The sequence below is a fragment of the Chryseobacterium defluvii genome, from assembly GCF_003634775.1.
In the GTDB taxonomy this organism is placed as follows: domain Bacteria; phylum Bacteroidota; class Bacteroidia; order Flavobacteriales; family Weeksellaceae; genus Chryseobacterium; species Chryseobacterium defluvii.
In genome coordinates this window covers 87397-113289 of sequence record NZ_RBXB01000002.1, presented here as the reverse complement: position 1 = coordinate 113289, position 25893 = coordinate 87397, and the positions used below count along the sequence as shown (strand labels likewise).

Below are 25893 nucleotides of genomic sequence, written 5' to 3'. Positions count from 1 at the left end.
TAACATCATATCAAAAATATCAATATGTACAATTATATTAGTGCAGAAGAAGCTGTATATACCATAAAAAGCGGAAACCGCGTCTTCTTTCATGGAAGCGCATGTACTCCTAACTACTTGATTGATGAATTGGCAAGACAGTCTCACCGTCTCCATAATGTAGAGATGGTTTCCATCACACAGCAAGGAAATGTAGAGGTTGCCAAACCGGAATATAAAGACAGCTTTTTTATTAATTCTTTATTCGTTTCCACTCCCGTTCGTGATGCCGTTAATTCTGACAGAGGGGATTTTGTTCCGGTATTTTTAAGCGAGATCCCTATCTTGTTTAGAAAAAACATTTTACCACTCGATGTAGCACTGGTGACGGTTTCTCCACCTGATAAACATGGTTTCTGTACATTGGGAACTTCGGTGGATGTTGCCAGAGCCGCCGTAGATACCGCAAAAATAATTGTCGCTATTGTAAATCCGAGAATGCCGAGAACCCATGGTGACGGGATGATCCATGTGAGTAGAATCCACAAATTGGTTTGGCATGAAGAAGAGCTTCCAACGGTAGATTACGGTTCAAAAGTAGGCCCCGAGGAAATGATGGTCGGAAAGAACGTTGCCGAGCTCATTGAAGACAGATCAACCCTTCAGATGGGGATAGGTACGATTCCTGATGCTGTTCTGAAATGTCTGAATAACCATAAAGATCTGGGAGTTCACACCGAAATGCTGAGTGACGGGGTTATTGATCTGATCCAGAATGATGTAATTAATAATAAATACAAAGGATATAACGATAATAAAACCATTACCAGCTTCTGCTTTGGAACAAGAAAGCTATATGATTACGTGGATGATAATACAGTATTTGCATTCAAGGATGTGAGTGATGTTAACTTCCCTATCAATATCATGCGGAATAAAAAAATGGTAGCCATTAATTCTGCCATTGAAATCGACCTTACCGGACAGGTCTGTGCAGATTCTATAGGAACATTACAGTACAGCGGAATCGGAGGTCAGATGGACTTTATGAGAGGGGCTGCCTTAAGTGAAGACGGAAAGCCCATCATTGCCATTACGGCGAGAACAAAAAAAGGCGTTTCCAGGATTGTTCCGTTCCTCAAGCAGGGAGCAGGCGTTGTTACGACAAGAGGACATATCCATTATGTGGTAACAGAATACGGAACCGCCTATTTATACGGAAAAAGCCTGCGCCAAAGAGCCCAGGAGCTTATCAGCATTGCCCACCCTGATGATAGAGAAATGTTGGAAAAAGCCGCATATGAAAGATTCAAACATTAAAATTTTACATTAATTTTGCTATTTTAATTAATTATTTTTTATAGTAAAAATAATAATTACGCTATACAAGATATAGGGAAATAGAAAGAAGACCAGGGCTTTGGCAATATATTTGATCAAACCCCTCTAAAAAGCTCACAGATTGAAAACAATTTATAATGCAATTAGGGAAGAAGTCGTACGACATCCTAAAGTAAAAAATTCTGTTTTAGGGAATGTTAACGAATGGAAAAGAAGTCATTATATTATTCTTTCCGAAATCATCAAAGAAGAATTATCCGAAGCCGAAGAACTAAAAGGAGGAAAAAAATTTGAAATAGGTAATACTATATCGCATGTTACCCTGCAACGTTTTTTCGAAAATGATTATCAGGATAAAACCCATAATGATCTAAGGTTTCTGAAAACGCTCGATAAAATTTGTATTTTCCTGGGACATAAAGATTTAAATGCTTACATATTGTCCAATAAAGAAACCCGCATCAGCAATGAGCAGGATGACCGTACTTTTTTAACCAAAATCGTATACGATTACTGTGCAACTGTTTTTGAATTTTATAAAAAGTTTCCGGCACATCATCCGGAGCTTTTCAAAGACCTCGTTTTCAATGACTCTCCTTTTCTGGAAAGAGCAACTCATTTCAGTAAAGAATTATGTGATAGGGATTTCAAACTGGTGACCAAAAATAACCGCTCCAACTATGAAGTTTTTGATATCCGTATTGTAACAGATGAACCGGAAAAAAAGATATTAGAATCCCAGGAATTCTGGAATCTCTTATTTAAAGTAGGAGAAACCGGTGAAGAGCATTTTGTGAACCAGCTGAACACTCAGATTTATTTTATCCGCAAAATAGATAACACCTGGAAAATCTGGGACAATTATAATCCTGATGCCGGAAGGCTGAATAACAAAAAATAAAGCTGTAGTAATGTACTACAGCTTACTTGTTTCGAAATATTTTTTTCACTTGTCTTTTGTAATTACAAATTTATACCTCTTTACCCCAATACAATAAACTTAAACATACTTAAATGAACTTTTCTTTAAGTTTCTGTTAAGCATCTCGAACTAATTCTTTTTTCGGTTTTTTCCATTGCCAATATTTTCGTAATTTGCATACCCATAAAATAAAAAGTAAAAAGAAAATATGTCAACACTTACATTTGCCGAAAAAATTGCTCAAGCAGAGAATTTTTTACCCATTAACGGTACAGATTACATTGAGTTTTATGTAGGAAATGCTAAACAGGCTGCCCACTTTTACAAAACCGCTTTCGGTTTTCAGTCTTTAGCATATGCAGGTCCTGAAACAGGAGTCAGAGACCGTGCATCTTATGTTCTTCAACAGGGAAAAATAAGGCTGGTTTTAACAACAGGTCTTAAATCGGACTCACCGATCAGCGAACATGTAAAAAAACACGGTGATGGGGTAAAAATTTTGGCACTTTGGGTAGATGATGCATATAAGGCTTTTGAAGAAACTACAACAAGGGGCGGAAAACCTTATCTGGAGCCTGTAACATTAACCGATGAGAATGGTGAAATAAGAATGTCCGGAATCTATACCTACGGTGAAACGGTTCACATGTTTGTAGAAAGAAAAAATTACACAGGTCCTTTCATGCCTGGCTATGAGAAATGGGAAAGCGATTATAATCCTGAAGAAACAGGTTTATTATATGTAGACCACTGCGTAGGTAATGTAGACTGGAACAGAATGCTTCCTACTGTGGAATGGTATGAAAAAGTAATGGGATTCGTCAACATCCTTTCTTTTGACGACAAGCAGATCAATACAGAATATTCCGCATTGATGTCCAAGGTAATGTCGAATGGAAACGGGTATGCCAAATTCCCTATCAATGAGCCGGCTGAAGGTAAGAAAAAATCTCAGGTGGAAGAATATCTTGATTTTTATGAAGGAGAAGGTGTACAGCATATCGCTGTAGCTACAAAAGATATCATCCATACAGTAACCGAACTTAAAAAACGTGGCGTGGAGTTTTTATCCGCTCCACCAGAGGCCTATTACGAAATGGTTCCCGAAAGAGTGGGCCATATTGATGAAGATCTTAAGAAACTTCAGGACTTAGGTATACTTATTGATCATGATGAAGAAGGATACTTATTACAGATCTTTACGAAGCCTGTAGAAGACCGTCCTACTCTTTTCTTTGAAATCATTGAAAGACATGGCGCACAAAGCTTTGGTGCAGGTAACTTCAAAGCATTGTTCGAAGCATTGGAAAGAGAGCAGGAAAGAAGAGGAAATCTTTAATTTTAAATAATAATATAAAGTTTTGTCAGGATGAAAAATCTTGACAAAACTTTTTTATAAAACACGCATTCATATGAAAAAAATTTTTATCGGAATGGTATTTTTAGGTGCAACGTTGGGAATAAAAGCACAATATGGCTCAATCAATACAATTCTTACCAGACTTGAAGAAAGAAAAGGCATCAATCAACATCTTGAAAGTGTAAGCATTGATAACAAGAAATTTGTTTTCATTAAAGATGCGGAAGACCATACGGAAAGGGATTTTATTATCATCAAAGGAAAACTGGCTACCTATGTGGAAGTTTTTGATGATAAGGCAACCGGAGAAACCAGCTCTAATGTTTTTACCGGGGATATTATCCGGAAAAAGAATATTATTTCCTTAAGAGCAGATATGCTTGAAAATAAAAAAGTCCCGATCCCGGTTACCAAAACTTTGTTGCTGACAAAACAGGATAACATTCTTTATCTGATCGATGTCAACACCAAAGACAGATGGATTGATGAAGCCTCTTTTTTAAAAAAATAATAATCCGGCGAATTCAGAATACATATATTCTGATTCCCATTTAATTCAAATTTTATGAAATCATTTGTAGAGTATTCTTCCCAATCAGATTTTTCTATACATAATATTCCTTTCGGAGTAGCAGTTTTTAATAAAGAGTATATCGGATGTTGTACAAGAATCGGTGATCAAATCATTGATCTTGCCACGTTATATGATCTTGCCTATTTTGAAGACATTGAAGGGCTTGACGACAATGTTTTTGAAGCTTATACATTAAACGAATTTATTGAGCTGGGAAAACCTGTTACCAATGCTGTTCGTTCCAGAATACAACAATTGCTTCAGGAAGGTTCAATATTGTCAAAAGACCAGAAAACTATTGAAGAAGCGTTTTATGACCTTGATAAAGTAAAAATGATGATGCCTGTTCATATCCCGAACTACACTGATTTTTACAGCAGTATTGAACATGCTACCAATGTAGGAAAAATGTTCCGCGATCCTGCCAATGCTTTACTACCCAACTGGAAACATTTACCTGTAGGCTACCACGGAAGGGCTTCTTCCATTGTGGTTTCCGGAACGGAGATCAACCGTCCGAAAGGTCAGATGAAACCTGCAGATGCAGACAAACCCGTTTTCGGACCATGCAAACAGCTGGATTTCGAATTGGAAATGGCTTTCATCGTCAATAAGAATACTGAAATGGGTGAAAGCATTTCTACAAAAGAAGCAGAAGATGCTATTTTCGGAATGGTGATTTTCAATGACTGGTCTGCAAGAGACATCCAGTCTTGGGAATATGTTCCGCTTGGACCATTCTTAGCAAAAAATTTCGGGTCATCAATTTCTCCCTGGATAGTTACCCTGGAAGCTTTAGAGCCATTCAGAACAGCATCTCCTGTACAAGATCCTGAAGTATTAGACTATTTAAAATTCGAGGGAGATCAAAATTACGATATCCATCTTGAAGTATATTTACAACCTGAAAACGGAGAGGAAAACCTTATTTCTGAAAGTAATTATAAATTCATGTATTGGAATATGGCTCAGCAATTGGCGCATCACACCGTAAATGGTTGTAATGTGGAAGTGGGAGATTTGTATGCAAGTGGAACCATTTCAGGAAGCGATCCAAAATCTTTCGGGTCTATGCTTGAATTGACATGGAGAGGACAAAATCCGATTCAATTAAGTAATGGAGAAGAAAGGAAGTTTATCAATGACAATGATACGGTTACGATGAAGGCATGGGCTGAAAAAGATGGTGTAAGAGTTGGTTTCGGTGAAGTTTCCGGTAAAATTATTCCTGCGATTTAATTTATTTATATGTCAAATCCTTATATTGAAAACGCCGACAGATGGCTTTCCATAGCCGAAGTTGACTATTTAACATTATTTGTTAAAGCGTGGATACCTTTTAACGCTTGGTACAGAAATTCTTATCCTCTTTTAAAAACTGACAAAGCCGCAATTGATGAAATAAAATCTAATCCAAATGTTTTTAGAGATAAAATAATTTCAATAATCAATAGTGCCGAAACAGAAAACATAATAATTAAGGGGTATATTTCAGATCTACATAGAATTTTAGAAAATAATTATATTCCGAATTCTTTAAACAGAGTATCTTTTCATAAACTAGTACTAGAAAGGAATCCTATTCAAGTAAAAATTGAGGTGAAATATTCCTGGACGTATAAAGTTGAACTTATTTATACTGGTTTTAGTAATTATAATATTTCAGTAATTATAACTGATGGTAATGGAAGTACAAAGTATACTTATTCGCAAAACAAGTATGATGTAGATGATTTGGAACGAAATATTAATACTACCTCATTAACTTCCAAGCAAAAAGAATATTTAAAAAAAATTTATTTAGAAATTAATCCTAAAAAAGAAATAAGTTTGATTACTGATAAAAGAGAATACATTTCAATTTCAGGTACAAAATTCATCAATGATGATTTAAAAATATCCAAAGGAGTTATAGAAATCTTATATAAATTACGATGTATTCTATTTCATGGAGAATTAAATCCTACGAAAGAAAATCAAGCTGCATATAAACCTGCTTTCTATATTTTGAAATTTTTAATACAATCATTAAGATAAACTATCTATGTCAAATTCAGCAGCAAACAAAATAGATGCTCAAGATAAAAATCTGAATGAGCTTTTGAGTTCAAAAAAATATATAATTGATTTTTTTCAAAGAGAATATAAATGGCAAAAAAAACATATTGAACAATTATTAATTGATATTGAAGAAGCTTTTTTAGAAAACTATACATTTGGTGATTCAATTGAAGATGTTTCGAAATACAACTCCTATTATATGGGACCTGTTATTTTCTACAATAAAAATGGTACGCTTTCAATTATTGATGGTCAACAAAGATTAACTTCACTTACACTTTTATTTATTTATATATATAATTTTGCTAAAGAAAGTCGTATAGAAATAGAACCTGTTGAAGATTTAATTTATTCTAGGAAATTTGGTAAAAATAGCTACAATTTAGATATTCCTGAGCGTAAAGAAATAATGGATTTTCTTTATAAGAAGGAAAAGATTACGGATATTGATGAAAACCCAGATTTTAATGAATCAAAAAATTTATCTATTATTAACATTTATGATAGATATCAAGACATAAAATTATTGTTTCCTGAAAATCTAAAAACTGATAAATTAAATATATTTATTGAATGGCTCAAAGAAAAATTAATTTTTGTCGAAATAACAGCCTTTTCAGATAAAAATGCTTATACTATTTTTGAAACAATGAATGATAGAGGATACAATTTAACTCCTAGTGAAATGTTAAAGAGTTATCTTCTTTCAAAAATTGATAATGAAAATTTTTTGAATGAACTAAATTCGATATGGAAAGAAAAAATTTCTAAACTTCATTCTATTTCTGTGGATGAAGATTTAGAATTTTTTAGAGCTTGGTTAAGGGGACAATATGCTGAAACAATGAAAAAATCTACTTCAGCAGGAACTGATAGAGAAGACTTTGAAAAAATTGGAACAAGTTTTCATAGCTGGGTTAAAGAAAAAAGCTCACATTTAAAACTTAAACATGAAGAAAATTATTATTATTTTGTAAAAGGCGATTTCTCTTTCTATTCTGACCTTTATTTAAAAATTAAAAAATTAGAAAAAAGTAATAATAATAATTTACCCTTGGTAAATCATTTGACAAATTACAATATTGCTACTTCTCTATCGTATCCATTATATCTTGCAGCAGTTAAAAAAACTGATAGTGAAGATATTATTGAGTCAAAAATTGATATAATATCAAAATTTATTGAAAGATTTATTATTTATAGAACTTTTTCAAGAGAACCAATCTCTCAAACAGCTATAAGACAGATAATTTTTAAAGATGTAATTACTGAAATTAGAGATCTAACTATAGAAGAATTGATTGATTATTTAAATAAAATCATTAATTATGAAAATCTTTTTAAAGGATTAACTAATATGCGATCATATTTCTTTAATAGAAAATTTATCAGATATTTTTTTGCACGAATCTCTGAACATTTAAATCTTTTATGTGATATAAATGAAGATTTTTATGATTTAATTTCTGCTAGAAGAAAAAATGGAACTAATATTATAAATATATTTGAATATAAAGAATTAGAAAATAATGGTCACAAGGATGAATATTTTAATATTGCCAATACTATAATCAAATTAAAAAGTAGTTCTGATGGTAAAAATGAAAATATTCTTTATAGATATTTAGTCGAAAATGATCTGACTGATAAAGAATCTGAGATATTATATAATAATTTTGGGGAACCAAAAGAATATAAATTGAATAAAAACTTTTTTAATGAAAGAAGTAAAATTTTAATTAAAATTTGTGAAGATGTTTGGCAACCTATCAGCTTAGATTAAATAATAATGAAAACAGTAACACCCTCCGAAATATCCCCGGTACAGCTGCAAACCATCATGCAGACCGCTATTGCGCCGCGTCCTATTGCTTTAGCTTCAACTATAGATAAAAACGGAAATATCAATCTGTCTCCATTCAGTTTCTTCAATATGTTCAGTACGGTTCCTCCCGTTTTGATCTTCTCACCATCGAGAAGAGTCCGGGACAATACCACAAAACATACCTTGGAAAACGTGCTGGAAGTTCCGGAAGTAGTGATAGGAACTGTTAATTTCCCTATTGTACAGCAGATTTCTTTGGCATCTACAGAATATGAAACCGGAGTGAATGAATTCATCAAGTCCGGATTAACAATGAAAGATGCAGATCTGGTTAAGCCTAAACTTATTGCCGAATGCCCGGTCAACTTTGAATGTAAAGTTCTGGAAGTAAAGCCTCTGGGAGATCAGGGAGGTGCCGGAAATCTTGTTATTTGTGAAGTTCAGAAAATTCATATCAGAGAAGAGTACCTGAATGAACAGGGAATTCCGGATCAGAAGAAACTGGATATGGTAGCCCGTTTAGGCGGAAACTGGTATTCCAGAAATAGTGCAGACAATCTTTTTGAAGTACCTAAGCCACTAGTAACGAAAGGAATCGGTTTCGATCTTCTTCCGGACGCCATTAAATACAGCAAAATATTCACAGGAAATGATCTGGGAATGCTGGCCAATGTGGAAGAATTGCCGGGAGACAATTTCCACGCAGATGAAGATATTCATCAGAATGCTCAGAAACTGTTATTAGAAAACAGGATTGAAGAAGCCTGGAAACTATTGATCATCTGATTTTTAAAATAAAAAAAGCCTTCTCTAATCGGGAAGGCTTTATTTTATATACATTGAGGGATGGATTTATTATGTATGGCTATTCTTCAATGTCAAGATTATCCTTCAAATCTGGATTCAGCCTTATCGCTTTTTTCTGTTTGCTTCTGAAATTGATATTCAATAATTCAACCAATAAGCTGAACGCTAAACATGAATAAATGATATTCTTGCTGATATGCTGATGAATTCCTTCCGCAACCAGCATCACCCCGATCACAACAAGGAAGGATAAAGCCAACATCTGTAAGCTCGGGTGTTTATTAATAATTCTGGAGATTGGCCCCGCAAACATCATCATGATCGCTATAGAAATAATAACAGCAATGATCATAAGCACCACATTGTCTACCAATCCTACTGCTGTCAAAATGGAATCCAAGGAAAATACCATATCTACCAAAATAATTTGGATAATCACAGTGGCTAACAATCCCGAACCCGCTGATTTTGGGGCATGCTGAACTTCATTGATCTGCATTTTGGAATGAATTTCAAATGTACTTTTCAGGATCAGGAAAATACCTCCGGCTAAAAGAATAAGGTCTTTCCAGCTTACCTTTAAAGCCTGTTCCGTGCCCGGCTCATGAATAAACCCTATCGTAAAAACAGGATCTTTCAGCCCAATGATCCAGTTGATCATCAACAGCAGCATCACTCTGAAAATCATGGCAAGGATCAGACCTATACTTCTTGCTCTTTTCTGGTGAGCTATTGGTAGCTTATTGGAAATGATTGAGATGAAGATAATATTATCTACTCCTAAAACAATTTCCAGAAAAGTTAACGTTAATAAACTGATCCAAATCTGAGGGTCTGCGAAATTGGGGAGTTCTAGTGCCGAAAACAGATCCATATAAAATATTTTAAGGTGAGTATCAAAAATACGATTAATTACATTTTCCGCTTCATAAAATCAATACATTTTTCTGTCAGCGTATGTAAATCTGCAGAAAGATGATCTTCGTCCCAAGGTTCTTTGGCTCCGAAAGTATGATTGGCATTTTCAATTAAAAACAATTCGGAATTGGGATTTAAAATATGAAGATGTTCTGCATTTTTCACACTCACACTTTCGTCCTGGGTACCGTGAATTATTAAAAAATGAGCTTTTGCCATTTCTGCCGCTCTTTCTACATCAAAACGGAGTGCATTTTTTTCAAAGTCTTCATAAAACTGATAGTAATGGGGCATTTGCTGCCTGGTTCTGCCATTTAAAACATAAAAAACACCCTTTTCTCGCCACTTCTGAAGATCCTTATTTTTTGGAAACCTTTCTAAGGTATCCACACTGGCAAGCGTGATCAGTCCATTGATTCTTTCATCTTCGGATGTTTTGATAATAGAAATTCCTCCTCCCCTGCTATGCCCGATAAGAATCACTTTTTGGTCATCTACTTTGGGATCTTTAATAAAATGATCGATAATAACACCCAGATCGGACAATTCCTTGGAATAATTATTATTTCCGAAAGCTTCCAGGTCTGCAAAATTATGTGGCTCTTCAAGGGTAGTCCCGTTATGGGAAAAATTGAATTTAACAAAGAAAAATCCGGCTTCTGCAAACTTTTCAGCCATCAGATTCCATGCGCCCCAGTCTTTATAGCCTTTATAACCGTGGACGAAAATGACTAAGGGTAATCTTTCGTTGGTTTTAGGGTAAAATGCATCAGCCAAAAAATCTTTAGTTTCAGGGTTGGAGATGATAATATTCTGTTTTTTGATAATATCCATATTGAAATTGTCTTGTTTTCTAAAAATATTAAATTAAAATCAAATGCAAAGATTAATTTTAATCTGATGAAACAGTTTTAAGACAATAAAGAGGATTAAAAACCTTATTTTTGCTGTATGTTGGATCTAAGAACAGTCACTGTCATGCGTTATATTCTGCCTTTAAGAGAAGGAGGCTCTCTTCCGGCTTTGGCAGAAGCAGATGATGATTTTAAATATGTATTGAAATTCCGTGGCGCCGGTCATGGAGTAAAAATGCTGATTTCGGAGCTTTTAGGCGGAAAAATCACGGAAGCTTTAGGCTTGAAAATTCCTGAGCTGGTTTTCATCAACCTTGATGTGGATTTCGGTAGAACGGAAGCTGATGAAGAAATCCAGGATTTGCTGAAGTTTTCGGAAGGATTGAATTTAGGATTACATTATCTCTCAGGGTCAATAGCATATGACCCAAGCGTAAAAATTGATCCTCTTTTAGCCTCAAAAATCGTATGGCTGGATGCGTTCATCACCAATATTGACCGTACTTTCAAAAACACGAATCTTCTGATGTGGCATAAAGAGCTTTGGATAATTGATAATGGAGCATCATTTTATTTTCATCATTCATGGCAGAATTTTGATACGGCAGCTAAAACCCCTTTCAAATATGTGAAAGACCACGTTTTACTTCCGCAGGCAACCCAACTCGATGAAGCTGACAAATTTGCCCATGAAGTATTGAATGATACTGTTTTCAGGGAAATCGTTAACTTGATTCCTGAAGACTGGCTGCATTGGAACGATGCCGATGAAACACCGGAAGAAATCCGTGAAGTGTATTGTCAGTTTATGAAAACACGATTGGAACATTCTCAAATCTTTGTAAACGAAGCTCAGCATGCAAGAGGATAAAATATACGAATATGCCGTTATACGCCTGGTTCCAAAAGTTGAAAGAGAGGAATTTTTCAACATCGGGCTCGTTATGTTTTCAAAAAAGGAAAAATACATTCGTGTGGAGTTTTATCTTTGTCCTGATAAATTCAGACTGATGCACAGTAAGCTCGATTATGAAGACATCATCCAAAATCTGGTCAGTTTTCAAAAAATAGCGAATGGAGATAAGGACGGAGGCCCTATTGCACAACTGGAAATTCCTGAACGTTTCCGTTGGTTAACAGCAGTGAGAAGTTCTGTAGTACAAACTTCAAGACCTCATCCCGGCAAAACCAAAGACCTGGATCATACTTTTGGTAAACTTTTTGAGGAATTGGTGAAATAACTGAACATTTTTAAAATAAAAACGGATTCAAAATTTGAATCCGTTTTTTATATTTTTAAATCTTAGTCAGCTTCGCAAACTTCAGGATAAGGTTTTTCTCCCCTTCATGCTGGAAGATTACCTTTGCTTTAATATTCTGCGGGTCTGTCCCATCTAAGAAAGTAACTTCTCCAATTCCGAAACGGTCGTGTCTCACCTTATCTCCCACTTCAATATCCTGGGAAGAAGCTCCGCTTGGATTGATAATTTTTGCGGTACTTACAGGCTTCAGTTTTCTTGGTTCAGCAATAGGTTTTGAGGAATCGCTTCTTTCAATGGTTTTCTTCTCCACTTTTTTGAAGCTTCTGGCTTCTGTAGGATATTCATCAAAAATATTGGATTTAACTCCTGAGTTATTAATGAAACGTTTTTCAATCGCAGGGTTTACAAACTCTATGAATTCTTCATCAATTTCACTTAAAAATCTTGAAGGCTCCGCATCGGTAATTTTCCCCCATTGAAAACGGGAAACCGCATAAGAAAAAAACACCTGCTTCTCAGCTCTTGTTAAGGCTACATAGAACAAACGTCTTTCTTCTTCCAGATCTTCTCTTGTTGCTGAGCTCATGAAGCTCGGAAAAAGGTTTTCTTCAAGACCGACAAGATGTACTACAGGGAACTCCAAACCTTTGGAAAGGTGAATCGTCATTAAAGACACCATATCCTCTTCATCATCCTTATTCTGTGTATCTGCAGAAAGGGCGATATTTTCAAGGAAATTGGATAAACTTGGATCCCCGTCTTCCAGCTGCATTTGTTCTTCAATGAATCCCTGCATGGAGTTCATCAATTCCTGAACGTTTTCCACCCGGGAAATCCCTTCAGGAGTCTGGTCATCTTTTAAAAATTTGATCAATCCGCTTCGTTTGGCCACTTCCATCGCCACATTGTAAGCTGTTTCAGTCTTCAATAAAACCTGAAAGGCTTTGATCATAGACCAGAAATCGTTCAGTTTGGTAATTACTCCGTTATTGAACCCTAAATGAGGGGCATACATTGGAAGATTATCCAATACCTTGGAAACCGATATATTTTGGGCGTCTGCAAAAACGATTAATTTGTTTTGGGTGGTCTCCCCTATTCCTCTGGTCGGGTAATTAATGATTCTCATTAATGCTTCCGAATCATTTTCGTTGATCAGAAGACGGAGATAGGCTAGTAAATCTTTCACCTCTTTTCTTTGGTAGAAAGACAAACCGCCATATACTTTGTAGGGAATATTTTTACGTCTCAAAGCGTCCTCAAAGGCACGGGTCTGAGAGTTGGTTCGGTATAGAATGGCAAAATCGCTGTATTTTCTCTGGTCCCTGTTGCGAAGTTCCCAGATATTTCCGGCTACGAAATTAGCTTCATCAGCATCGGACAGGGAACGGTATACTTTTATTTTGTCCCCTTCTTCATTATCACTAAAAACATTTTTCTTAAACTGCTGAAGGTTTTTAGCGATCACCACATTCGCTGCATTCACAATATTCTGTGTCGAACGGTAGTTTTGCTCTAGAGAAACTGTTTTGGCATCCGGATAATCTTTCTTGAAGTTTAAAATATTATAAATATTCGCTCCCCGGAAAGAGTAAATAGATTGCGCATCATCTCCTACCACACAGATATTTTCAAATTTCGAAGCTAAAGCTTTTACAATAAGATACTGCGAATGGTTCGTATCCTGGTACTCATCTACCAGAATATATCTGAATCTATCCTGATATTTTGCCAGAACCTCAGGAAAACGCGTAAGCAATTCATTGGTTTTTAATAACAGGTCGTCAAAATCCATTGCTCCGTTTCTGAAACAGGCTTCCACATATTTCTGGTAGATCTGTCCGATGAATTTCATATTGGCTTTTTCATCTGCTTCAATCAGTTCCGGATTATTGAAATAGGCTTTTACCGTGATCAGATTGTTTTTATAAGTGGAAATTCTTGCCTGTACTTTTTTAGGTTTATAAAGATCGGCATCAATATTCATGTCTTTCAGGACTTTTTTGATGACGTTTAGAGCATCCTGCTGATCATAAATGGTAAAATTGGAAGGATATCCTAAATAATGGGCTTCGCTCCTCAGAATTCTTGCAAAAACGGAGTGAAATGTTCCCATCCAAAGGCTTCTTGCATTGCTGTCTCCTACTACTTTGGCAATACGCTCTTTCATTTCTCTCGCTGCCTTATTGGTAAAGGTTAGAGCCAGGATATTGAAAGGGTCTACTCCATTCGTAATCAAATGAGCAATACGCATCGTTAGTACACGTGTTTTCCCGGAACCCGCCCCTGCAAGAACCATTAAGGGCCCCTGTAATGTGGTAACAGCTTCGAATTGTGATTCATTCAGTCCTTTCAGATAATCCTCCATACAACAAAAAAATTTGGAACACAAAATTAATGCATTAAAAGGAGAATTCAAATTTTTAAAAGCAGGCTATCAGATATTTAAAAAAAACTGTATTTATTAAAAATAATCACATCAGTATTGTAACATTTAGCTTATTTTTGACACTAATTGACAAAACAATTTCTACTATAATGAAAAAACGACTTCTTTCTGTTGCTGCAGCAGCTTTCTTCGGAATGGCTTTGAACGCACAACAAATTAAATTCGAAGAGTATGACTTACCAAATGGTTTACACGTAATTCTTCATCAGGACAATTCCGCACCGGTAGTTACAACAGGAGTAATGTACCACGTAGGTGCTAAAGATGAGGTAAAAGGAAGAACCGGTTTTGCTCACTTTTTCGAACACCTTTTATTTGAAGGAACACCGAACATCAAGAGAGGTGACTGGTTCAAGATTGTTTCTTCCAACGGAGGACAGAACAATGCGAACACTACGAATGACAGAACATATTACTATGAAACTTTCCCTTCCAATAATGAGCAATTAGGACTTTGGATGGAAGCTGAAAGAATGCGTCATGCAGTGATCAACCAGGTAGGTGTAGATACGCAAAGAGAGGTAGTAAAAGAAGAAAAAAGATTGAGAATGGATAACCAGCCTTATGGAAATCTTTTCACCACAATTCAAAAGAATCTATTTACCAATCACCCATACAACTGGCCGACAATCGGTTCTATGGAGGATCTGAATGCAGCTAAGCTAGATGAGTTTATTGCATTCTATAAAAAATTCTATGTTCCTAATAACGCTACGTTAGTGGTTGCGGGAGATATCAAGCCTGAGCAGACTAAAAAGTGGATCCAGGAATATTACGGAGGAATTCCAAAAGGAACAGTTTACCCTAAAAACTTCCCTAAGGATACTCCAATTAATCAGGAAAAGGAAGTTACGGCTACAGACCCTAACATCCAGCTTCCAGCATATGTTTTTGCATACAGAACTCCGGGGAATAAAGAGAAAGACGCCTATATCTTAGATATGCTTTCTTCTTATCTGAGTAGCGGAAAATCATCTGTATTGTATAAAAAATTAGTAGATCAGGAGAAAAAAGCACTTCAGGTGGCGGCTTTCAACCAAGGTCTTGAGGATTATGGTATTTTCGCATTCTTTGCCATCCCGATGGGGCAAACTACCAAGCAAACGTTACAAGCTGACATTGATGCCGAAATCAAAAAGCTTCAGACTACTTTAATTTCTGAGGAAGATTATCAAAAGCTTCAGAACCAGTATGAAAACCAATTCGTTAACGCTAACTCAAGTATTCAGGGAATTGCTGCTTCATTGGCAACCAACCACGTATTGATGGGAGATACTAACCTAATCAACAAGGAAATCGACATTTACAGATCTATCACAAGACAGGATCTGCAGAATGCTGCTAAAAAGTATTTGAATTCTAATCAAAGAGTGATCATTAATTACGTACCTGAAAAAAAATAATCTCTGAACTTAGGTTTAACAAGTGATTATCAAAAAATAATTTTTTTACAATGAAAAAGCAATTAACATATATAGCTGTCGCGTTCTTATTCTCAGGAATGCTTTCGGCACAAAAAATTGACCTTAATGCAATGCCAAAGCCAGGACCAACTCCTGCGATCAACATTGCTAAGCCAAAAACTTTCCAGCTGAGCAATGGGCTTACGGTAATGGTGGTGGAAAATAACAAGCTACCAAGAGTAAGCGCCAACCTTTCTATGGACAGACCTCCCTATTATGAAGGGGGAGTAACAGGCGTAAGCCAGATTATGGCAGAACAGCTTGAAAACGGAACAAAAAACATCAGTAAAGATGAATTCAATAAAAAAGTAGATTTCTTGGGCGCAAGTTTAAGCTTCAACTCAGGAGGAGCTTTTGCAAATTCCCTTTCAAAATATTTCCCTGAAGTTTTAGGACTAATGGCAGATGCTATTATCAATCCTAACTTCTCAGCTAAAGAAATTCAGGATTCTAAAGAAAGAGCTATTGAAGGGCTAAAATCCGAAGAGAAAAATGCTTCTTCTATTGCTTCCAAAGTTTCAAGGGCTTTAATGTATGGAAAGAATACATCGAGAGGGGAATTTGAAACGGTAGAATCTATCAACAAGATTCAATTGGCGGATGTACAAAATGTTTACAAAAAATATTACGCTCCGGACAACACCTATTTAGTGATCGTTGGAGATGTGAAATTTGATCAGGTAAAATCATTGGTTGAAAAAGATTTCAGTGGCTGGAAAAAATCCAATACAACGTTTGCTGCTTTAGAGCCTGCTTCCAATGTAGCTAAAACCGAAATCAATGTTGTGGATGTTCCTACGGCAGTACAATCTGTTGTATCGGTAAACAACCTGAACAACCTAAAAATGAAAGATCCTAATTATTTTGCTGCTACAATTGCCAACTACATCTTAGGGGGTGGTGGTGAAGCAAGACTTTTCATGAATCTTCGTGAGAAGAACGGATTCACTTATGGCGCTTATTCAAGCTTAAGCGCAAGCAAATACTCTCCTGAATTCTCAGCTGAAGCGAGCGTAAGGAATGAGGTGACGGATAAAGCGGTTAAAGAATTCATGAACGAACTTAATGGTATTTCTACTGTAAAACCGGAAGAGTTGGAAAATGCTAAAGCTAAGTTGAAAGGTTCTTTCATCATGTCTTTGGAGCAGCCTTCCACCATTGCAAGATTTGCATTGAATCAAAAGGTTCAGGATCTTCCGGCTGATTTCTATACCAATTACTTAAAGTCTATCGATAAGGTAACTGCTGCAGATGTTTCAAATGCAGTAAAAACTACTATTTTACCTAATCAAAGCAGAATTTTCATCGCCGGTAAAGCTTCTGATATTTCTGAAGGATTAGAGAAACTGGGATACCCTGTAAAATATTTTGACAAAGAAGCAAATCCCGTTGCAAAACCAACAGCTCAAAAAGTTGATGCCAGTGTAACGATCGGGTCTGTAGCAGATAAATACATCAATGCGATTGGTGGTCTTGCGGCTGTTCAGAAAGTAACGTCTATTTCTTCCGATGCGACTACAAAAGTACAGGGAATGGATATGAACATGAAAATGATCCAGGCTAAAGGCGGTAAAATGGCAATGAACATCAGCATGATGGGAAATACCGTTCAGAAAATCGTTTTTGACGGAAAAGACGGTTATATGGAAGCTCAGGGACAAAAAATGCCTTTGAACGATAAGCAAAAAGCTGAGATGGCAAAAGACACCGAGCTTTTCCCGGAACTTACTTTTGCTAAATCACCGGAATATAAGCTTGCCGGAATCGAAAAATACAACAATGAAGATTCTTATGTTGTAAAAGGTGGGAAGACAACTTACTATTACAGTGTAAAAACAGGCTTAAAAACCGGAGAGGTGAAAGCAGGGGAAGGCGGATCTGTTCCTACAAGCTATGCCGACTATAAAGATGTTTCCGGTGTGAAACTTCCGTATACCATTATGCAGAATATGGGAGGAATGGATATCAATTTAACGGTGAAATCTTACCAGATCAACCAGGCTAAAGATTCTGATTTCAAATAAGAAATAGTCTTACTTATATAGAAAAAGCGGCAACAATTGTTGCCGCTTTTATTTTTATCAACATTTGATCAGATCTTTTTTTGTTGTTCGATAAAAAAAGACTAAATTTGCCCATTCAAAAAGATATCAGAATTAATGGATACTATATTTACACTATTGATGGTTCTTGTTATGATTGCGAGTGTTTTACTTGTAATTATCGTTATGGCTCAAAATCCAAAAGGCGGAGGTCTTTCCAGCACTTTCGGAGGTGCATCGTCTGCACAATTTGGGGTACAGAGAACCAATGACTTCATGGAAAAAGCGACCTGGACTTTAGGAGCTGTTATTATCATCCTTATCCTTTTAAGTGTTGTCATTACTGGTAAACCATCACAAGTAGCTCCAACGCAACAACAACCTGTGAAAAAAGAAGCACCAGCACAATCTGCTCCGGCTTCTCAGACTCCGGCTACAACACCGGCAGCTAATAAATAAGATATTTATTTTACATCATAGAAAAAGCAACCCGGTCGGGTTGCTTTTTTATTTTAATTCATTTTAAAAAGAATTCCAGTAGGAATCCTGATCCCGAAAAAATAAACATTCGATAAATGAATCCAGGGACATCATGTAAAGCACATTATCATCCATACGTATAAATTTCGTTGTGAAAAAATCAGGCTGCAGTTTTACATTCTCACGGTCTATAACTAAAATATTGTCCGGATGGTAGAAAGGGTAATTTTTAATATCGGCATTTGTAGTTATCAGTTTCCGACCGGCCGCAAGTACTTCGAAGGTTCTGATGGTTAATCCGTTCTGAAAAGGCTTGTTAATATCCAATACCGCTTTCGATCTTTTATAGTAATCAATGATTTGCTCATGATTCAGCTTTTCAAAACTGACTTTCTTAAGATCAAAGAGCTTCAGGCTTTTATCAAAGAGCTTTTTTAGTCTGAACGCTATTTTTCCCATTGCGTAATAGTAAAAAAAAGTCCTCAAACGGAGGTTATCTGCTGCTGATTTCACTTTTTCACCTACAATATACCGGTCTGTATGGGCGCTTCCGACAAAAACCATATCATAATCAAAAGACGCTGTTTCCTGCGTGGAGTCCTTATACTCATTTAAATAAAATAATGGCCTGAAATGCAGATTAAAAGTTTGAGCATCCCTACGCTCAAAAGTAAATTTTTTATCAAAATATTTTAAATTCGAAATCAGACCGGGATATTCCGATAACGGATCAAAATTATAGTGAATCATTTCCATCCGGGGGTTATCCTTTTTAATTTTTTCAAGAAAAAAAGCAGGTATAGCCTCGCCTTTAATCAGAAGGAAAAAATCATAATTCCTTCCCTGAATTTCGTTTAAAATTTTATGGTAATATTTTCGGATCTGTAGTTGGTAAAGTTTTTTATTGAGGCGGATAATTCCTTTTGAAATATTAGTATTAGAAGGCCTTTCATCGTAAAAATCAACCTGAGCTCCCATTTCAGTAAGTCTTTTTACAATCGCCTGTTCGTATTTAAAAAAACTCACCGATAAGAAAAGTATCTTTTTATCTTTTAACCCGGTCATTTCAAAAGTCCTTTAACTTTCATTTCTTCCAGCGATTCTTTGAATTTCACGTCGCGTATATTTTGCTGTAATACCCATTTGGTAAACTTAGATATACCTTCTTCAAAAGAGACCTGAGGCTGAAAATTCAATCTGGATTTAATTTTACTGATATCGGCAAAATTGTGTCGGATATCACCTAAACGGAATTGTCCTGAAATATTAATTTCAAAATCCCTGTTATAGAACTTTTTTAAATTTTCAGCAACGGTAATTACATCTGTAGGAATTCCGGTTCCTACATTAAAAACCTCCCCGTCAGCCGAATCGTTCTCAATACACTTCACAACAGCTTCCACAGCATCATCAACATGGATGAAATCTCTTGACTCTTTACCATCTTCAAAAACATTAATATCATTTCCGTTAAGGATCTGTGATGAAAAGATGGATAAAATGCCGGTGTAAGGATTTAATAACGATTGTCCTTCTCCATATACATTCTGAAATCTTACGGCAACAGGAGCTACTCCCATGGAGGAGCAGGCCGTCATCACCATTTGTTCCTGTGCATATTTGGTAATCCCATAAATGGATGTCGGATGTATTTTAGATTCTTCATCTGTAGGAAGCGCCGTAAGAAACTGTCCGTCCGGATATTGTATTTCAAAATGTCCTTTTCTCATTTCTTCTACATTTCTTGGTTTAGGATAAATAAGTCCTAATTCGGGATGAAGGTATTTTCCTTCTCCATATACGGCTCTGGAAGAAGCAATAATTACTTTTTTAACCTGGTGGGGTTTGTTAACTAAGAGATCCAGCATTTTTGCAGTTCCGGACACATTCACACCGGTATATTTTTCAATCTGGTACATGGATTGTCCGGTTCCTGTTTCCGCTGCCAAATGTACAATCACATCCTGCCCTTCAATAGCCTTTTCCCAGTCTTCGGAACGAACAACATCTCCATTAATGAAATTAACCTGCCCTGCAATACTTTTATATAGAGGGGAATCTGTTTCCGGATTTTTCCCGTGAATTTGTGAAGAGAGGTTATCCATTACAGTTATTTCATACCCCTTCCTCTTAAGTTGTAAAGACAGCTTACTTCCAATGAATCCGGCTCCCCCTGTGATTAAAATATTCTTCATATAATTTTAGCTACATTTTTCCCATTTGCCCGTTTCAAGATCATATTTTTTTACAATTCTGGCCGGCGCCCCTACAATGACGCAATAATCCGGAAATTCACCTCTTACAACGGAATTGGCTCCCACAACACATTGCTTTCCCAATTTTGTTCCCGCCATAATGGCGGCACCCATCCCGATATAACAATTTTCTCCGATGATTGTATCTTTTATCATATACTCCTGCTTCACGACATGTCTACCTATTTCTTCATAATCATGATCAATATTGGTAATAAACACATTGGCCAGAATCAAAGAGCTTTTTCCAATGACCATATTTCCTGCCGAAGTGATGTGTACATTCTGTGAAATCACCACATCTTCGTGGATATGAATACTTCCGGAGCGATGCACTTCCATTCTCAGGTGGGGAAAAATCCGTACTCTTTTATCGATGAAAACTTTTTTGATTCCCATTAAAAACAAAGGCCTGCCCAAATACGAAGGAAGTCCGAACTTCCCGAAAAATGGTGCATACAACAATGCTCTTAACGCCCAAAAAAGTTTATAAATCATAATTTATTTTTAACAATCCTGATTCCGTATTTTATTTTTGAAAACAGGAAAAACAGGATATATTCCGGATAGCTGATTCTCTTTGTATCATACATTTCTCTCAGATTTTTCTGTATTCCTTTTTCCATTTCCTGAAGATTGGCAGATAAGCCCGAAATACCGAAAGATCTTTTTCCCCCGCCTGTAAAAGCTAATTCTTCCGCTAATATATACATATTATTGCTTTTTGAAACCCTCATCCAATAATTGGCATCTTCTGAATATTTCTGGTTTTCATCAAACCATCCGGTATTCTCAATAATCTTTCGTTTAAATATTGCCGTAGAAGTCTGTCCGTCTACTCTCAGAAGCAATTTTCTGAGATTCATTTCAGCCAGATTATACTGTTCCACTTGATAAGGAAACCAAATCTTCTCTCCGTTTCTTAAAGCTGTAATGAAATCCACATGAAGAAGATCGTTTTGTAAAAACTTCAACTGCTTTTCCGTTTTTTCGGGAAGCCATTCGTCATCGGCATCCAGCAACGCGATATAATCTCCTTCTGCAACTTTCAAACCCGTATTTCTTGCTTTCGAGACCCCACCGTTAGGCTGGTTAAGTATCCTGATATTCATCTCCTGATGATTTTCCATATATTCCCGGACAAGCTTTTCACTCTGATCATAAGAACCATCGTTTACAACGATCACCTCAAATTCCTGCACCCCAACAGTTTGAGCTTTAATCGAATTTAAAGCATTAATAATGGTATTTTCTGCGTTGTACATGGGAATTATTACGGAAATCATTTTCTTCGATTTAAAGGATTAAGAAGCTCCTTCATCATAAGGCAATCTGTTCAGAATCGATCTTCCTAATGAAATCTCATCCGCATATTCCAGCTCATCTCCAACAGAAATCCCTCTGGCAATACTCGAAAATTTTACCCCAAAGCCTTTGAACTTTTTATAAATATAATAAGCTGTAGTGTCGCCTTCCATGGTTGCACTCAAGGCAAATATGAACTCCCTTACTTTTCCTTCGGTCAATTTTCTCTCTATACTCGGAATATTAAGCTGATTCGGGCCTACTCCTTCCATCGGGGAAATTTTACCACCTAAAATCAAATATTTTCCTGTATATTTTCCTGTATTTTCAATGGCAATTACATCCCTTACATCTTCCACGATACAAATAAGGTCATCATTTCTCTTAGGATTACTGCATATCTCACAAGTATCAAAATCAGAAAAATTATGACAATCTTTACAGTATTTGATGTCATTAACAAGGTTAATAAGGGAATTCCCAAGGCTGACTGCTCTGGAATTGGGTTGCTTTAATAAATGTAATGCTAATCGCAAAGCTGTTTTCCTGCCAATCCCGGGTAACCCTGAAATTTCATCCACTGCTTTTGCCAAAACTTTACTAGGATAATCCATAATGACAAAAATAAAACAAAAAGATGAGTATTCATGGTTTACAGCACGTGAAAATCATCTTCTTTCCCCATAAAACATTATCTTTGAAAATAAAATATGAAAAAAGTAAACTAAATGGTACTTAACAACCTAAATTATCCTCTGGATTTCAAGTTTAAAATCACCACATTATCCAGTGATTTCAACATTACGGACAGAAACGGAAATTATGTAGCTTATGTCCGCCAGAAAATGTTTAAGCTTAAAGAGGACGTTATTGTATTTAATGATGAGAGCAAGTCCAAAGAACTTTTCAGGATTAAAGCGAATCAATGGATCGATTTCAATGCTTCTTATTCTTTAAATGATCTTATCAACAACAAAAATTTCGGACGACTGGCCAGAAAAGGAATGCGATCTCTTTGGAAATCAACATATAACATACTGGATGCCAATGATCAACCAAAATTCACTGTAACGGAAGACAGCGCATGGGTAAAATTCTTCGACGGCGTGGTGGGTGAAATTCCTATCATCGGCATCTTTACCGGATATTTCCTGAATCCGTCTTACACGGTAAAAGGAATGGATGGAAAAGAATATTTTAAATTAAAGAAAATGCCTTCTTTCTTTGGCAGGAGATTCCAATTGGACAGGATTATCGATATTGATGACGAAGAAGAAAGTTTGGTTATTCTTTCATTATTAATGATGGTTCTTCTGGAAAGAGCCCGAGGATAAAAACTTACACAGACAATGAAATATTTAATCATCACTTTTTCAGCATTTATGCTGATCGCCTGTAAAAAGGACAGAGAAACAATTTCCAATCATTCATCAGCAGACTCTTTGACTATGATACGGGATTCTGTGAATGTTGATACAGTTGCAGATGGGAAAATTTTAATTGAAGTTATCCCCTTTCCGAAAGAAATTAAGGAATGTTCATGCTATTTCGCCAAAAATAAAGCTGATTTCGAAGCTGAAAAATACATTTATGCTGATGATGCCGGAAAAACAGCCTATATGAAACTGGACGGCAAAAGACTGGCCATGAATCTGATCTCTTCCAACGATATGGAAGTAGATGAAGAGCTGAGCAAAGAAATAGAAAATGAAAATTATAAGATCTCTGTGAAGGGTAAAAAAATAAAAAGTGAAGAAGCTTTATTATTCGAAGGGACATTAACCATTGAAAAAGCTGACGGAACGGTTATATCTACTCCTATTTATGGAGAATGCGGATGTTAAGAGTAAAATAACGAAAAGTCAAATTTCCGATTTTACGATTTACCCGTTTTGAGGTTTCGTACCCCAACCAAATAAAGAAAAAAGAATGCTCCTGAATTAACGGGAGCATTTTTTATTTTGTAATTTTGAGAAAAATAAATTTTATGGAATTATCCAATATAGAACCACAAATCATTTGGAAAAACTTCTCTAAACTTAATGCTGTTCCGAGACCTTCCAAAAAAGAAGGAAAAGTAATTGCATTCATTAAGGAATTTGGAGAAAACCTGGGGTTGGAAACTACTGTAGATGAAGTAGGAAATGTTATTATTAAAAAACCTGCCACAGCAGGAATGGAAAACCGTAAATCCGTTATTCTTCAGTCTCATCTGGATATGGTTTGCCAGAAGAATAATGATGTCAATTTTGATTTCGAAACAGAAGGGATCAAAATGGAAGTTGACGGAGACTGGGTAAAGGCAAAAGGCACTACTTTAGGTGCTGATAATGGTTTAGGTGTAGCAACGATCATGTCTATCTTAGAAAGTTCAGATATTCCGCATCCTGCTCTGGAAGCTCTTTTCACCATTGATGAGGAAACAGGAATGACGGGAGCTTTAGGCTTAAAACCGGGACAACTTACCGGAGATATCCTTTTAAATCTTGACACGGAAGAAGACGATGAAATCGATATAGGTTGTGCAGGTGGAATTGATGTAACAATCACTCAAAATTATGAAGTTAATCCGGCAAACGGACAAATCGTAAGAATAGAAGTTAAAGGTTTGCAGGGTGGTCATTCGGGAATGGACATTCATAAGGGCTTAGGGAATTCCAATATAATTTTGGGAAGATTGCTTTACGCAGGCTTGGCGAAGGAAAACATTCAGCTGATCTCTATTGACGGAGGTGGTTTGAGAAATGCCATTCCGAGAGAAGCAGTTGCTATTATTTCTGTTCGTAATGCTAATGAGTTCATTGAGGAAACTACCAATCTGAAAAAAGAAATTTTAGAAGAATTTGCAACAGTTGAACCTAATATTCACATCAATTTAGAGAACTCAACAAGTTCTGAAAAGGCTCTTTCTGAAGAAGATTCAAAAAAAATCATCTTGGTACTGAAGTCTCTTCACAATGGAGTCTACAGAATGAGCCCGGATGTAAAGGACCTTGTGGAATCTTCCAATAATGTAGCCCGAGTTGAACTAAAAGGAGGAGAATTAAAGATCTTAAACCTTTCGAGATCATCGGTAGAATCTACAAAGAATTCGGTAGCAGAACAATTGAAATCAGTAGGCGAATTAGCCGGAATGAAAGTAGAATTCAGCGGTTCTTATCCGGGATGGAAACCAAAACCGGGTTCTGAAATCGTACAATTAATGGAGAAAATTTATACCGATAAATTCGGTGAAAAACCTCATGTTGTGGCTTGTCACGCCGGATTAGAATGTGGAATCATTGGAGCTAACTATCCTGAAATGGAAATGGTAAGCTTTGGCCCAACGATCAGAGGAGCTCACTCTCCGGATGAAAAAGCGAACATCCCTTCTGCACAGAAATTCTGGAATTTCACTAAAGATATTTTAGCAAATATTCCTGTTAAAAATTAAAAAATCTATTCAATGGAGCCGATAATTTGGAAAGGAATAGTCTATCATTCTCTTGAATATTTCAATCTGATTGAAAATGAAGGAAATTATGTGGCAACTTCAAAAATTATCGGTTCCTTTGAGGATAAAATTTATTTTGTCAGTTATTATATAACAATCGATAAGGATTGGCTCATTCAAAAGTTCATGATTGAATATGAAGTTAATGGGAAAAAGTCAAAAGTTGAAGGGATAAAAAACGGAAGTGACTGGGAAATTAACGGGAAGAATCATCCTGAATTTTCAAATTTTAAATACATCGATATTTCATTAACTCCTTTCACCAATACACTACCGATTAATAACCTACAACTGTCTGAAATGCAATCCAGAGAAATCGAAGTTATTTATATCAACATTTTAGGCAATGAGATCAAGCCTGTGAAACAACAGTACACCAAAATAAACGGAGCCGAGTATTTATATGAAAATATTCCTAAAAATTTTGAGGCTCAGATTTCGGTTGATGGCTCAGGTTTGGTTGAAAATTATCCGGGGCTTTTTGAAAAGGTCATAGTATAAAT

25 protein-coding genes are annotated in these 25893 nt (G+C 36.0%); 17 read left to right on the top strand and 8 right to left on the bottom strand.

The annotated features are described in order from the left end of the window. Positions 1-24: 24 nt before the first annotated feature. From BCF58_RS07300 to BCF58_RS07265, 8 genes are all read left to right on the top strand, one after another. Complete coding sequence (locus BCF58_RS07300) at positions 25-1299, top strand: acetyl-CoA hydrolase/transferase family protein (protein WP_121461162.1); 1275 nt, start codon at positions 25-27, stop codon at positions 1297-1299. Between the two features lie 142 nt (positions 1300-1441). Then, on the top strand, positions 1442-2221 hold the full coding sequence (locus tag BCF58_RS07295; protein ID WP_121461161.1) for a hypothetical protein: 780 nt from the start codon (positions 1442-1444) through the stop codon (positions 2219-2221). A 229-nt stretch (positions 2222-2450) separates the two neighbouring features. Beyond that, complete coding sequence (gene hppD, locus BCF58_RS07290; RefSeq protein WP_121461160.1) at positions 2451-3581, top strand: 4-hydroxyphenylpyruvate dioxygenase; 1131 nt, start codon at positions 2451-2453, stop codon at positions 3579-3581. A gap of 73 nt (positions 3582-3654) precedes the next feature. Then, on the top strand, positions 3655-4113 hold the full coding sequence (locus tag BCF58_RS07285) for a hypothetical protein (protein ID WP_121461159.1): 459 nt from the start codon (positions 3655-3657) through the stop codon (positions 4111-4113). 54 nt (positions 4114-4167) lie between these two features. Next, positions 4168-5415: a fumarylacetoacetase gene (gene fahA / locus BCF58_RS07280; protein WP_121461158.1), complete on the top strand. Its 1248-nt coding sequence runs from the start codon at positions 4168-4170 to the stop codon at positions 5413-5415. 9 nt (positions 5416-5424) lie between these two features. Next, positions 5425-6213 (top strand): hypothetical protein, encoded by a 789-nt coding sequence (locus BCF58_RS07275; RefSeq protein ID WP_121461157.1) that lies wholly within the window; start codon positions 5425-5427, stop codon positions 6211-6213. Between the two features lie 7 nt (positions 6214-6220). Next, a complete protein-coding gene (locus BCF58_RS07270) occupies positions 6221-8020 on the top strand; it encodes a DUF262 domain-containing protein (RefSeq protein WP_121461156.1) in 1800 nt (599 codons plus the stop codon). 6 nt (positions 8021-8026) lie between these two features. Then, positions 8027-8848 carry a flavin reductase family protein gene (locus BCF58_RS07265; protein ID WP_121461155.1) on the top strand — a complete coding sequence of 274 codons (822 nt, stop codon included), beginning with the start codon at positions 8027-8029 and terminating at the stop codon, positions 8846-8848. A 79-nt stretch (positions 8849-8927) separates the two neighbouring features. On the opposite strand, the gene BCF58_RS07260 is transcribed toward BCF58_RS07265, so the two are convergent. Continuing rightward, positions 8928-9743: a TerC family protein gene (locus tag BCF58_RS07260; RefSeq protein ID WP_121461154.1), complete on the bottom strand. Its 816-nt coding sequence runs from the start codon at positions 9741-9743 to the stop codon at positions 8928-8930. A 38-nt stretch (positions 9744-9781) separates the two neighbouring features. After that, positions 9782-10621, bottom strand: a complete 840-nt coding sequence (locus tag BCF58_RS07255) for an alpha/beta hydrolase family protein (RefSeq protein ID WP_121461153.1) — start codon at positions 10619-10621, stop codon at positions 9782-9784. A 117-nt stretch (positions 10622-10738) separates the two neighbouring features. Here BCF58_RS07255 and BCF58_RS07250 point away from each other — a divergent pair, with 117 nt between their 5' ends. Both BCF58_RS07250 and BCF58_RS07245 read left to right on the top strand, forming a co-directional pair. Continuing rightward, positions 10739-11512: a HipA family kinase gene (locus BCF58_RS07250; protein ID WP_121461152.1), complete on the top strand. Its 774-nt coding sequence runs from the start codon at positions 10739-10741 to the stop codon at positions 11510-11512. Further along, on the top strand, positions 11499-11882 hold the full coding sequence (locus BCF58_RS07245) for a DUF3037 domain-containing protein (RefSeq protein ID WP_121461151.1): 384 nt from the start codon (positions 11499-11501) through the stop codon (positions 11880-11882). Before BCF58_RS07250 ends, BCF58_RS07245 begins: the two co-directional genes overlap by 14 nt. 55 nt (positions 11883-11937) lie before the next feature. Here the strand turns inward: BCF58_RS07245 and BCF58_RS07240 are convergent, their stop codons facing one another. Continuing rightward, complete coding sequence (locus tag BCF58_RS07240) at positions 11938-14271, bottom strand: ATP-dependent helicase (RefSeq protein ID WP_121461150.1); 2334 nt, start codon at positions 14269-14271, stop codon at positions 11938-11940. Positions 14272-14441: 170 nt separating this feature from the next. Between BCF58_RS07240 and BCF58_RS07235 the strand changes: the two genes are divergently transcribed. The 3 genes from BCF58_RS07235 (at position 14442) to secG (ending at position 18316) form a co-directional block, all read left to right on the top strand. After that, positions 14442-15755 carry a M16 family metallopeptidase gene (locus BCF58_RS07235; protein WP_121461149.1) on the top strand — a complete coding sequence of 438 codons (1314 nt, stop codon included), beginning with the start codon at positions 14442-14444 and terminating at the stop codon, positions 15753-15755. A gap of 50 nt (positions 15756-15805) precedes the next feature. After that, the gene (locus BCF58_RS07230) at positions 15806-17839 is read left to right on the top strand and encodes a M16 family metallopeptidase (RefSeq protein ID WP_121461148.1); all 2034 of its coding nucleotides are present in this window, start codon (positions 15806-15808) and stop codon (positions 17837-17839) included. A gap of 135 nt (positions 17840-17974) precedes the next feature. Next, positions 17975-18316 (top strand): preprotein translocase subunit SecG, encoded by a 342-nt coding sequence (gene secG, locus BCF58_RS07225; RefSeq protein ID WP_121461147.1) that lies wholly within the window; start codon positions 17975-17977, stop codon positions 18314-18316. 63 nt (positions 18317-18379) lie between these two features. On the opposite strand, the gene BCF58_RS07220 is transcribed toward secG, so the two are convergent. From BCF58_RS07220 to recR, 5 genes are read right to left on the bottom strand one after another with little or no spacing between them, the layout of a single operon-like run. Next, entirely contained in the window at positions 18380-19402 is a 1023-nt protein-coding gene (locus tag BCF58_RS07220; RefSeq protein ID WP_121461146.1) for a CgeB family protein, read from the bottom strand. Continuing rightward, on the bottom strand, positions 19399-20532 hold the full coding sequence (locus BCF58_RS07215) for an NAD-dependent epimerase/dehydratase family protein (RefSeq protein ID WP_121461145.1): 1134 nt from the start codon (positions 20530-20532) through the stop codon (positions 19399-19401). Before BCF58_RS07215 ends, BCF58_RS07220 begins: the two co-directional genes overlap by 4 nt. A 6-nt stretch (positions 20533-20538) precedes the next feature. Further along, a complete protein-coding gene (locus BCF58_RS07210) occupies positions 20539-21090 on the bottom strand; it encodes an acyltransferase (RefSeq protein ID WP_121461144.1) in 552 nt (183 codons plus the stop codon). After that, a complete protein-coding gene (locus tag BCF58_RS07205) occupies positions 21087-21878 on the bottom strand; it encodes a glycosyltransferase family 2 protein (RefSeq protein ID WP_121461143.1) in 792 nt (263 codons plus the stop codon). The genes BCF58_RS07210 and BCF58_RS07205 overlap by 4 nt, the downstream gene beginning before the upstream one ends. 18 nt (positions 21879-21896) lie before the next feature. Further along, positions 21897-22511, bottom strand: a complete 615-nt coding sequence (gene recR / locus BCF58_RS07200; RefSeq protein WP_121461142.1) for a recombination mediator RecR — start codon at positions 22509-22511, stop codon at positions 21897-21899. Between the two features lie 114 nt (positions 22512-22625). Here recR and BCF58_RS07195 point away from each other — a divergent pair, with 114 nt between their 5' ends. The 4 genes from BCF58_RS07195 to BCF58_RS07180 all read left to right on the top strand — a co-directional run bounded on the left by BCF58_RS07195 (position 22626) and on the right by BCF58_RS07180 (position 25891). Then, positions 22626-23231: an LURP-one-related/scramblase family protein gene (locus BCF58_RS07195; protein ID WP_121461141.1), complete on the top strand. Its 606-nt coding sequence runs from the start codon at positions 22626-22628 to the stop codon at positions 23229-23231. 15 nt (positions 23232-23246) lie between these two features. Next, positions 23247-23741, top strand: a complete 495-nt coding sequence (locus tag BCF58_RS07190) for a hypothetical protein (protein WP_121461140.1) — start codon at positions 23247-23249, stop codon at positions 23739-23741. A 143-nt stretch (positions 23742-23884) separates the two neighbouring features. After that, complete coding sequence (locus tag BCF58_RS07185; protein ID WP_121461139.1) at positions 23885-25330, top strand: aminoacyl-histidine dipeptidase; 1446 nt, start codon at positions 23885-23887, stop codon at positions 25328-25330. Between the two features lie 12 nt (positions 25331-25342). Then, complete coding sequence (locus BCF58_RS07180) at positions 25343-25891, top strand: putative glycolipid-binding domain-containing protein (RefSeq protein WP_121461138.1); 549 nt, start codon at positions 25343-25345, stop codon at positions 25889-25891. The last annotated feature ends 2 nt before the right edge of the window (positions 25892-25893 follow it).

Excerpts from the sequence above, each read along its gene's own strand:
- recR (WP_121461142.1), bottom strand. The coding sequence starts at position 22,511 with ATGGATTATCCTAGTAAAGTTTTGGCAAAAGCAGTGGATGAAATTTCA.
- BCF58_RS07205 (WP_121461143.1), bottom strand. The coding sequence starts at position 21,878 with ATGATTTCCGTAATAATTCCCATGTACAACGCAGAAAATACCATTATT.
- BCF58_RS07245 (WP_121461151.1), top strand. The coding sequence starts at position 11,499 with ATGCAAGAGGATAAAATATACGAATATGCCGTTATACGCCTGGTTCCA.
- BCF58_RS07215 (WP_121461145.1), bottom strand. The coding sequence starts at position 20,532 with ATGAAGAATATTTTAATCACAGGGGGAGCCGGATTCATTGGAAGTAAG.
- BCF58_RS07210 (WP_121461144.1), bottom strand. The coding sequence starts at position 21,090 with ATGATTTATAAACTTTTTTGGGCGTTAAGAGCATTGTTGTATGCACCA.
- BCF58_RS07190 (WP_121461140.1), top strand. The coding sequence starts at position 23,247 with ATGAAATATTTAATCATCACTTTTTCAGCATTTATGCTGATCGCCTGT.
- BCF58_RS07220 (WP_121461146.1), bottom strand. The coding sequence starts at position 19,402 with ATGACCGGGTTAAAAGATAAAAAGATACTTTTCTTATCGGTGAGTTTT.
- hppD (WP_121461160.1), top strand. The coding sequence starts at position 2,451 with ATGTCAACACTTACATTTGCCGAAAAAATTGCTCAAGCAGAGAATTTT.
- BCF58_RS07250 (WP_121461152.1), top strand. The coding sequence starts at position 10,739 with ATGTTGGATCTAAGAACAGTCACTGTCATGCGTTATATTCTGCCTTTA.
- BCF58_RS07230 (WP_121461148.1), top strand. The coding sequence starts at position 15,806 with ATGAAAAAGCAATTAACATATATAGCTGTCGCGTTCTTATTCTCAGGA.
- BCF58_RS07185 (WP_121461139.1), top strand. The coding sequence starts at position 23,885 with ATGGAATTATCCAATATAGAACCACAAATCATTTGGAAAAACTTCTCT.
- BCF58_RS07265 (WP_121461155.1), top strand. The coding sequence starts at position 8,027 with ATGAAAACAGTAACACCCTCCGAAATATCCCCGGTACAGCTGCAAACC.
- BCF58_RS07260 (WP_121461154.1), bottom strand. The coding sequence starts at position 9,743 with ATGGATCTGTTTTCGGCACTAGAACTCCCCAATTTCGCAGACCCTCAG.
- BCF58_RS07235 (WP_121461149.1), top strand. The coding sequence starts at position 14,442 with ATGAAAAAACGACTTCTTTCTGTTGCTGCAGCAGCTTTCTTCGGAATG.
- BCF58_RS07180 (WP_121461138.1), top strand. The coding sequence starts at position 25,343 with ATGGAGCCGATAATTTGGAAAGGAATAGTCTATCATTCTCTTGAATAT.
- BCF58_RS07255 (WP_121461153.1), bottom strand. The coding sequence starts at position 10,621 with ATGGATATTATCAAAAAACAGAATATTATCATCTCCAACCCTGAAACT.
- BCF58_RS07195 (WP_121461141.1), top strand. The coding sequence starts at position 22,626 with ATGGTACTTAACAACCTAAATTATCCTCTGGATTTCAAGTTTAAAATC.
- secG (WP_121461147.1), top strand. The coding sequence starts at position 17,975 with ATGGATACTATATTTACACTATTGATGGTTCTTGTTATGATTGCGAGT.
- BCF58_RS07275 (WP_121461157.1), top strand. The coding sequence starts at position 5,425 with ATGTCAAATCCTTATATTGAAAACGCCGACAGATGGCTTTCCATAGCC.
- BCF58_RS07270 (WP_121461156.1), top strand. The coding sequence starts at position 6,221 with ATGTCAAATTCAGCAGCAAACAAAATAGATGCTCAAGATAAAAATCTG.
- BCF58_RS07285 (WP_121461159.1), top strand. The coding sequence starts at position 3,655 with ATGAAAAAAATTTTTATCGGAATGGTATTTTTAGGTGCAACGTTGGGA.
- fahA (WP_121461158.1), top strand. The coding sequence starts at position 4,168 with ATGAAATCATTTGTAGAGTATTCTTCCCAATCAGATTTTTCTATACAT.
- BCF58_RS07300 (WP_121461162.1), top strand. The coding sequence starts at position 25 with ATGTACAATTATATTAGTGCAGAAGAAGCTGTATATACCATAAAAAGC.
- BCF58_RS07240 (WP_121461150.1), bottom strand. The coding sequence starts at position 14,271 with ATGGAGGATTATCTGAAAGGACTGAATGAATCACAATTCGAAGCTGTT.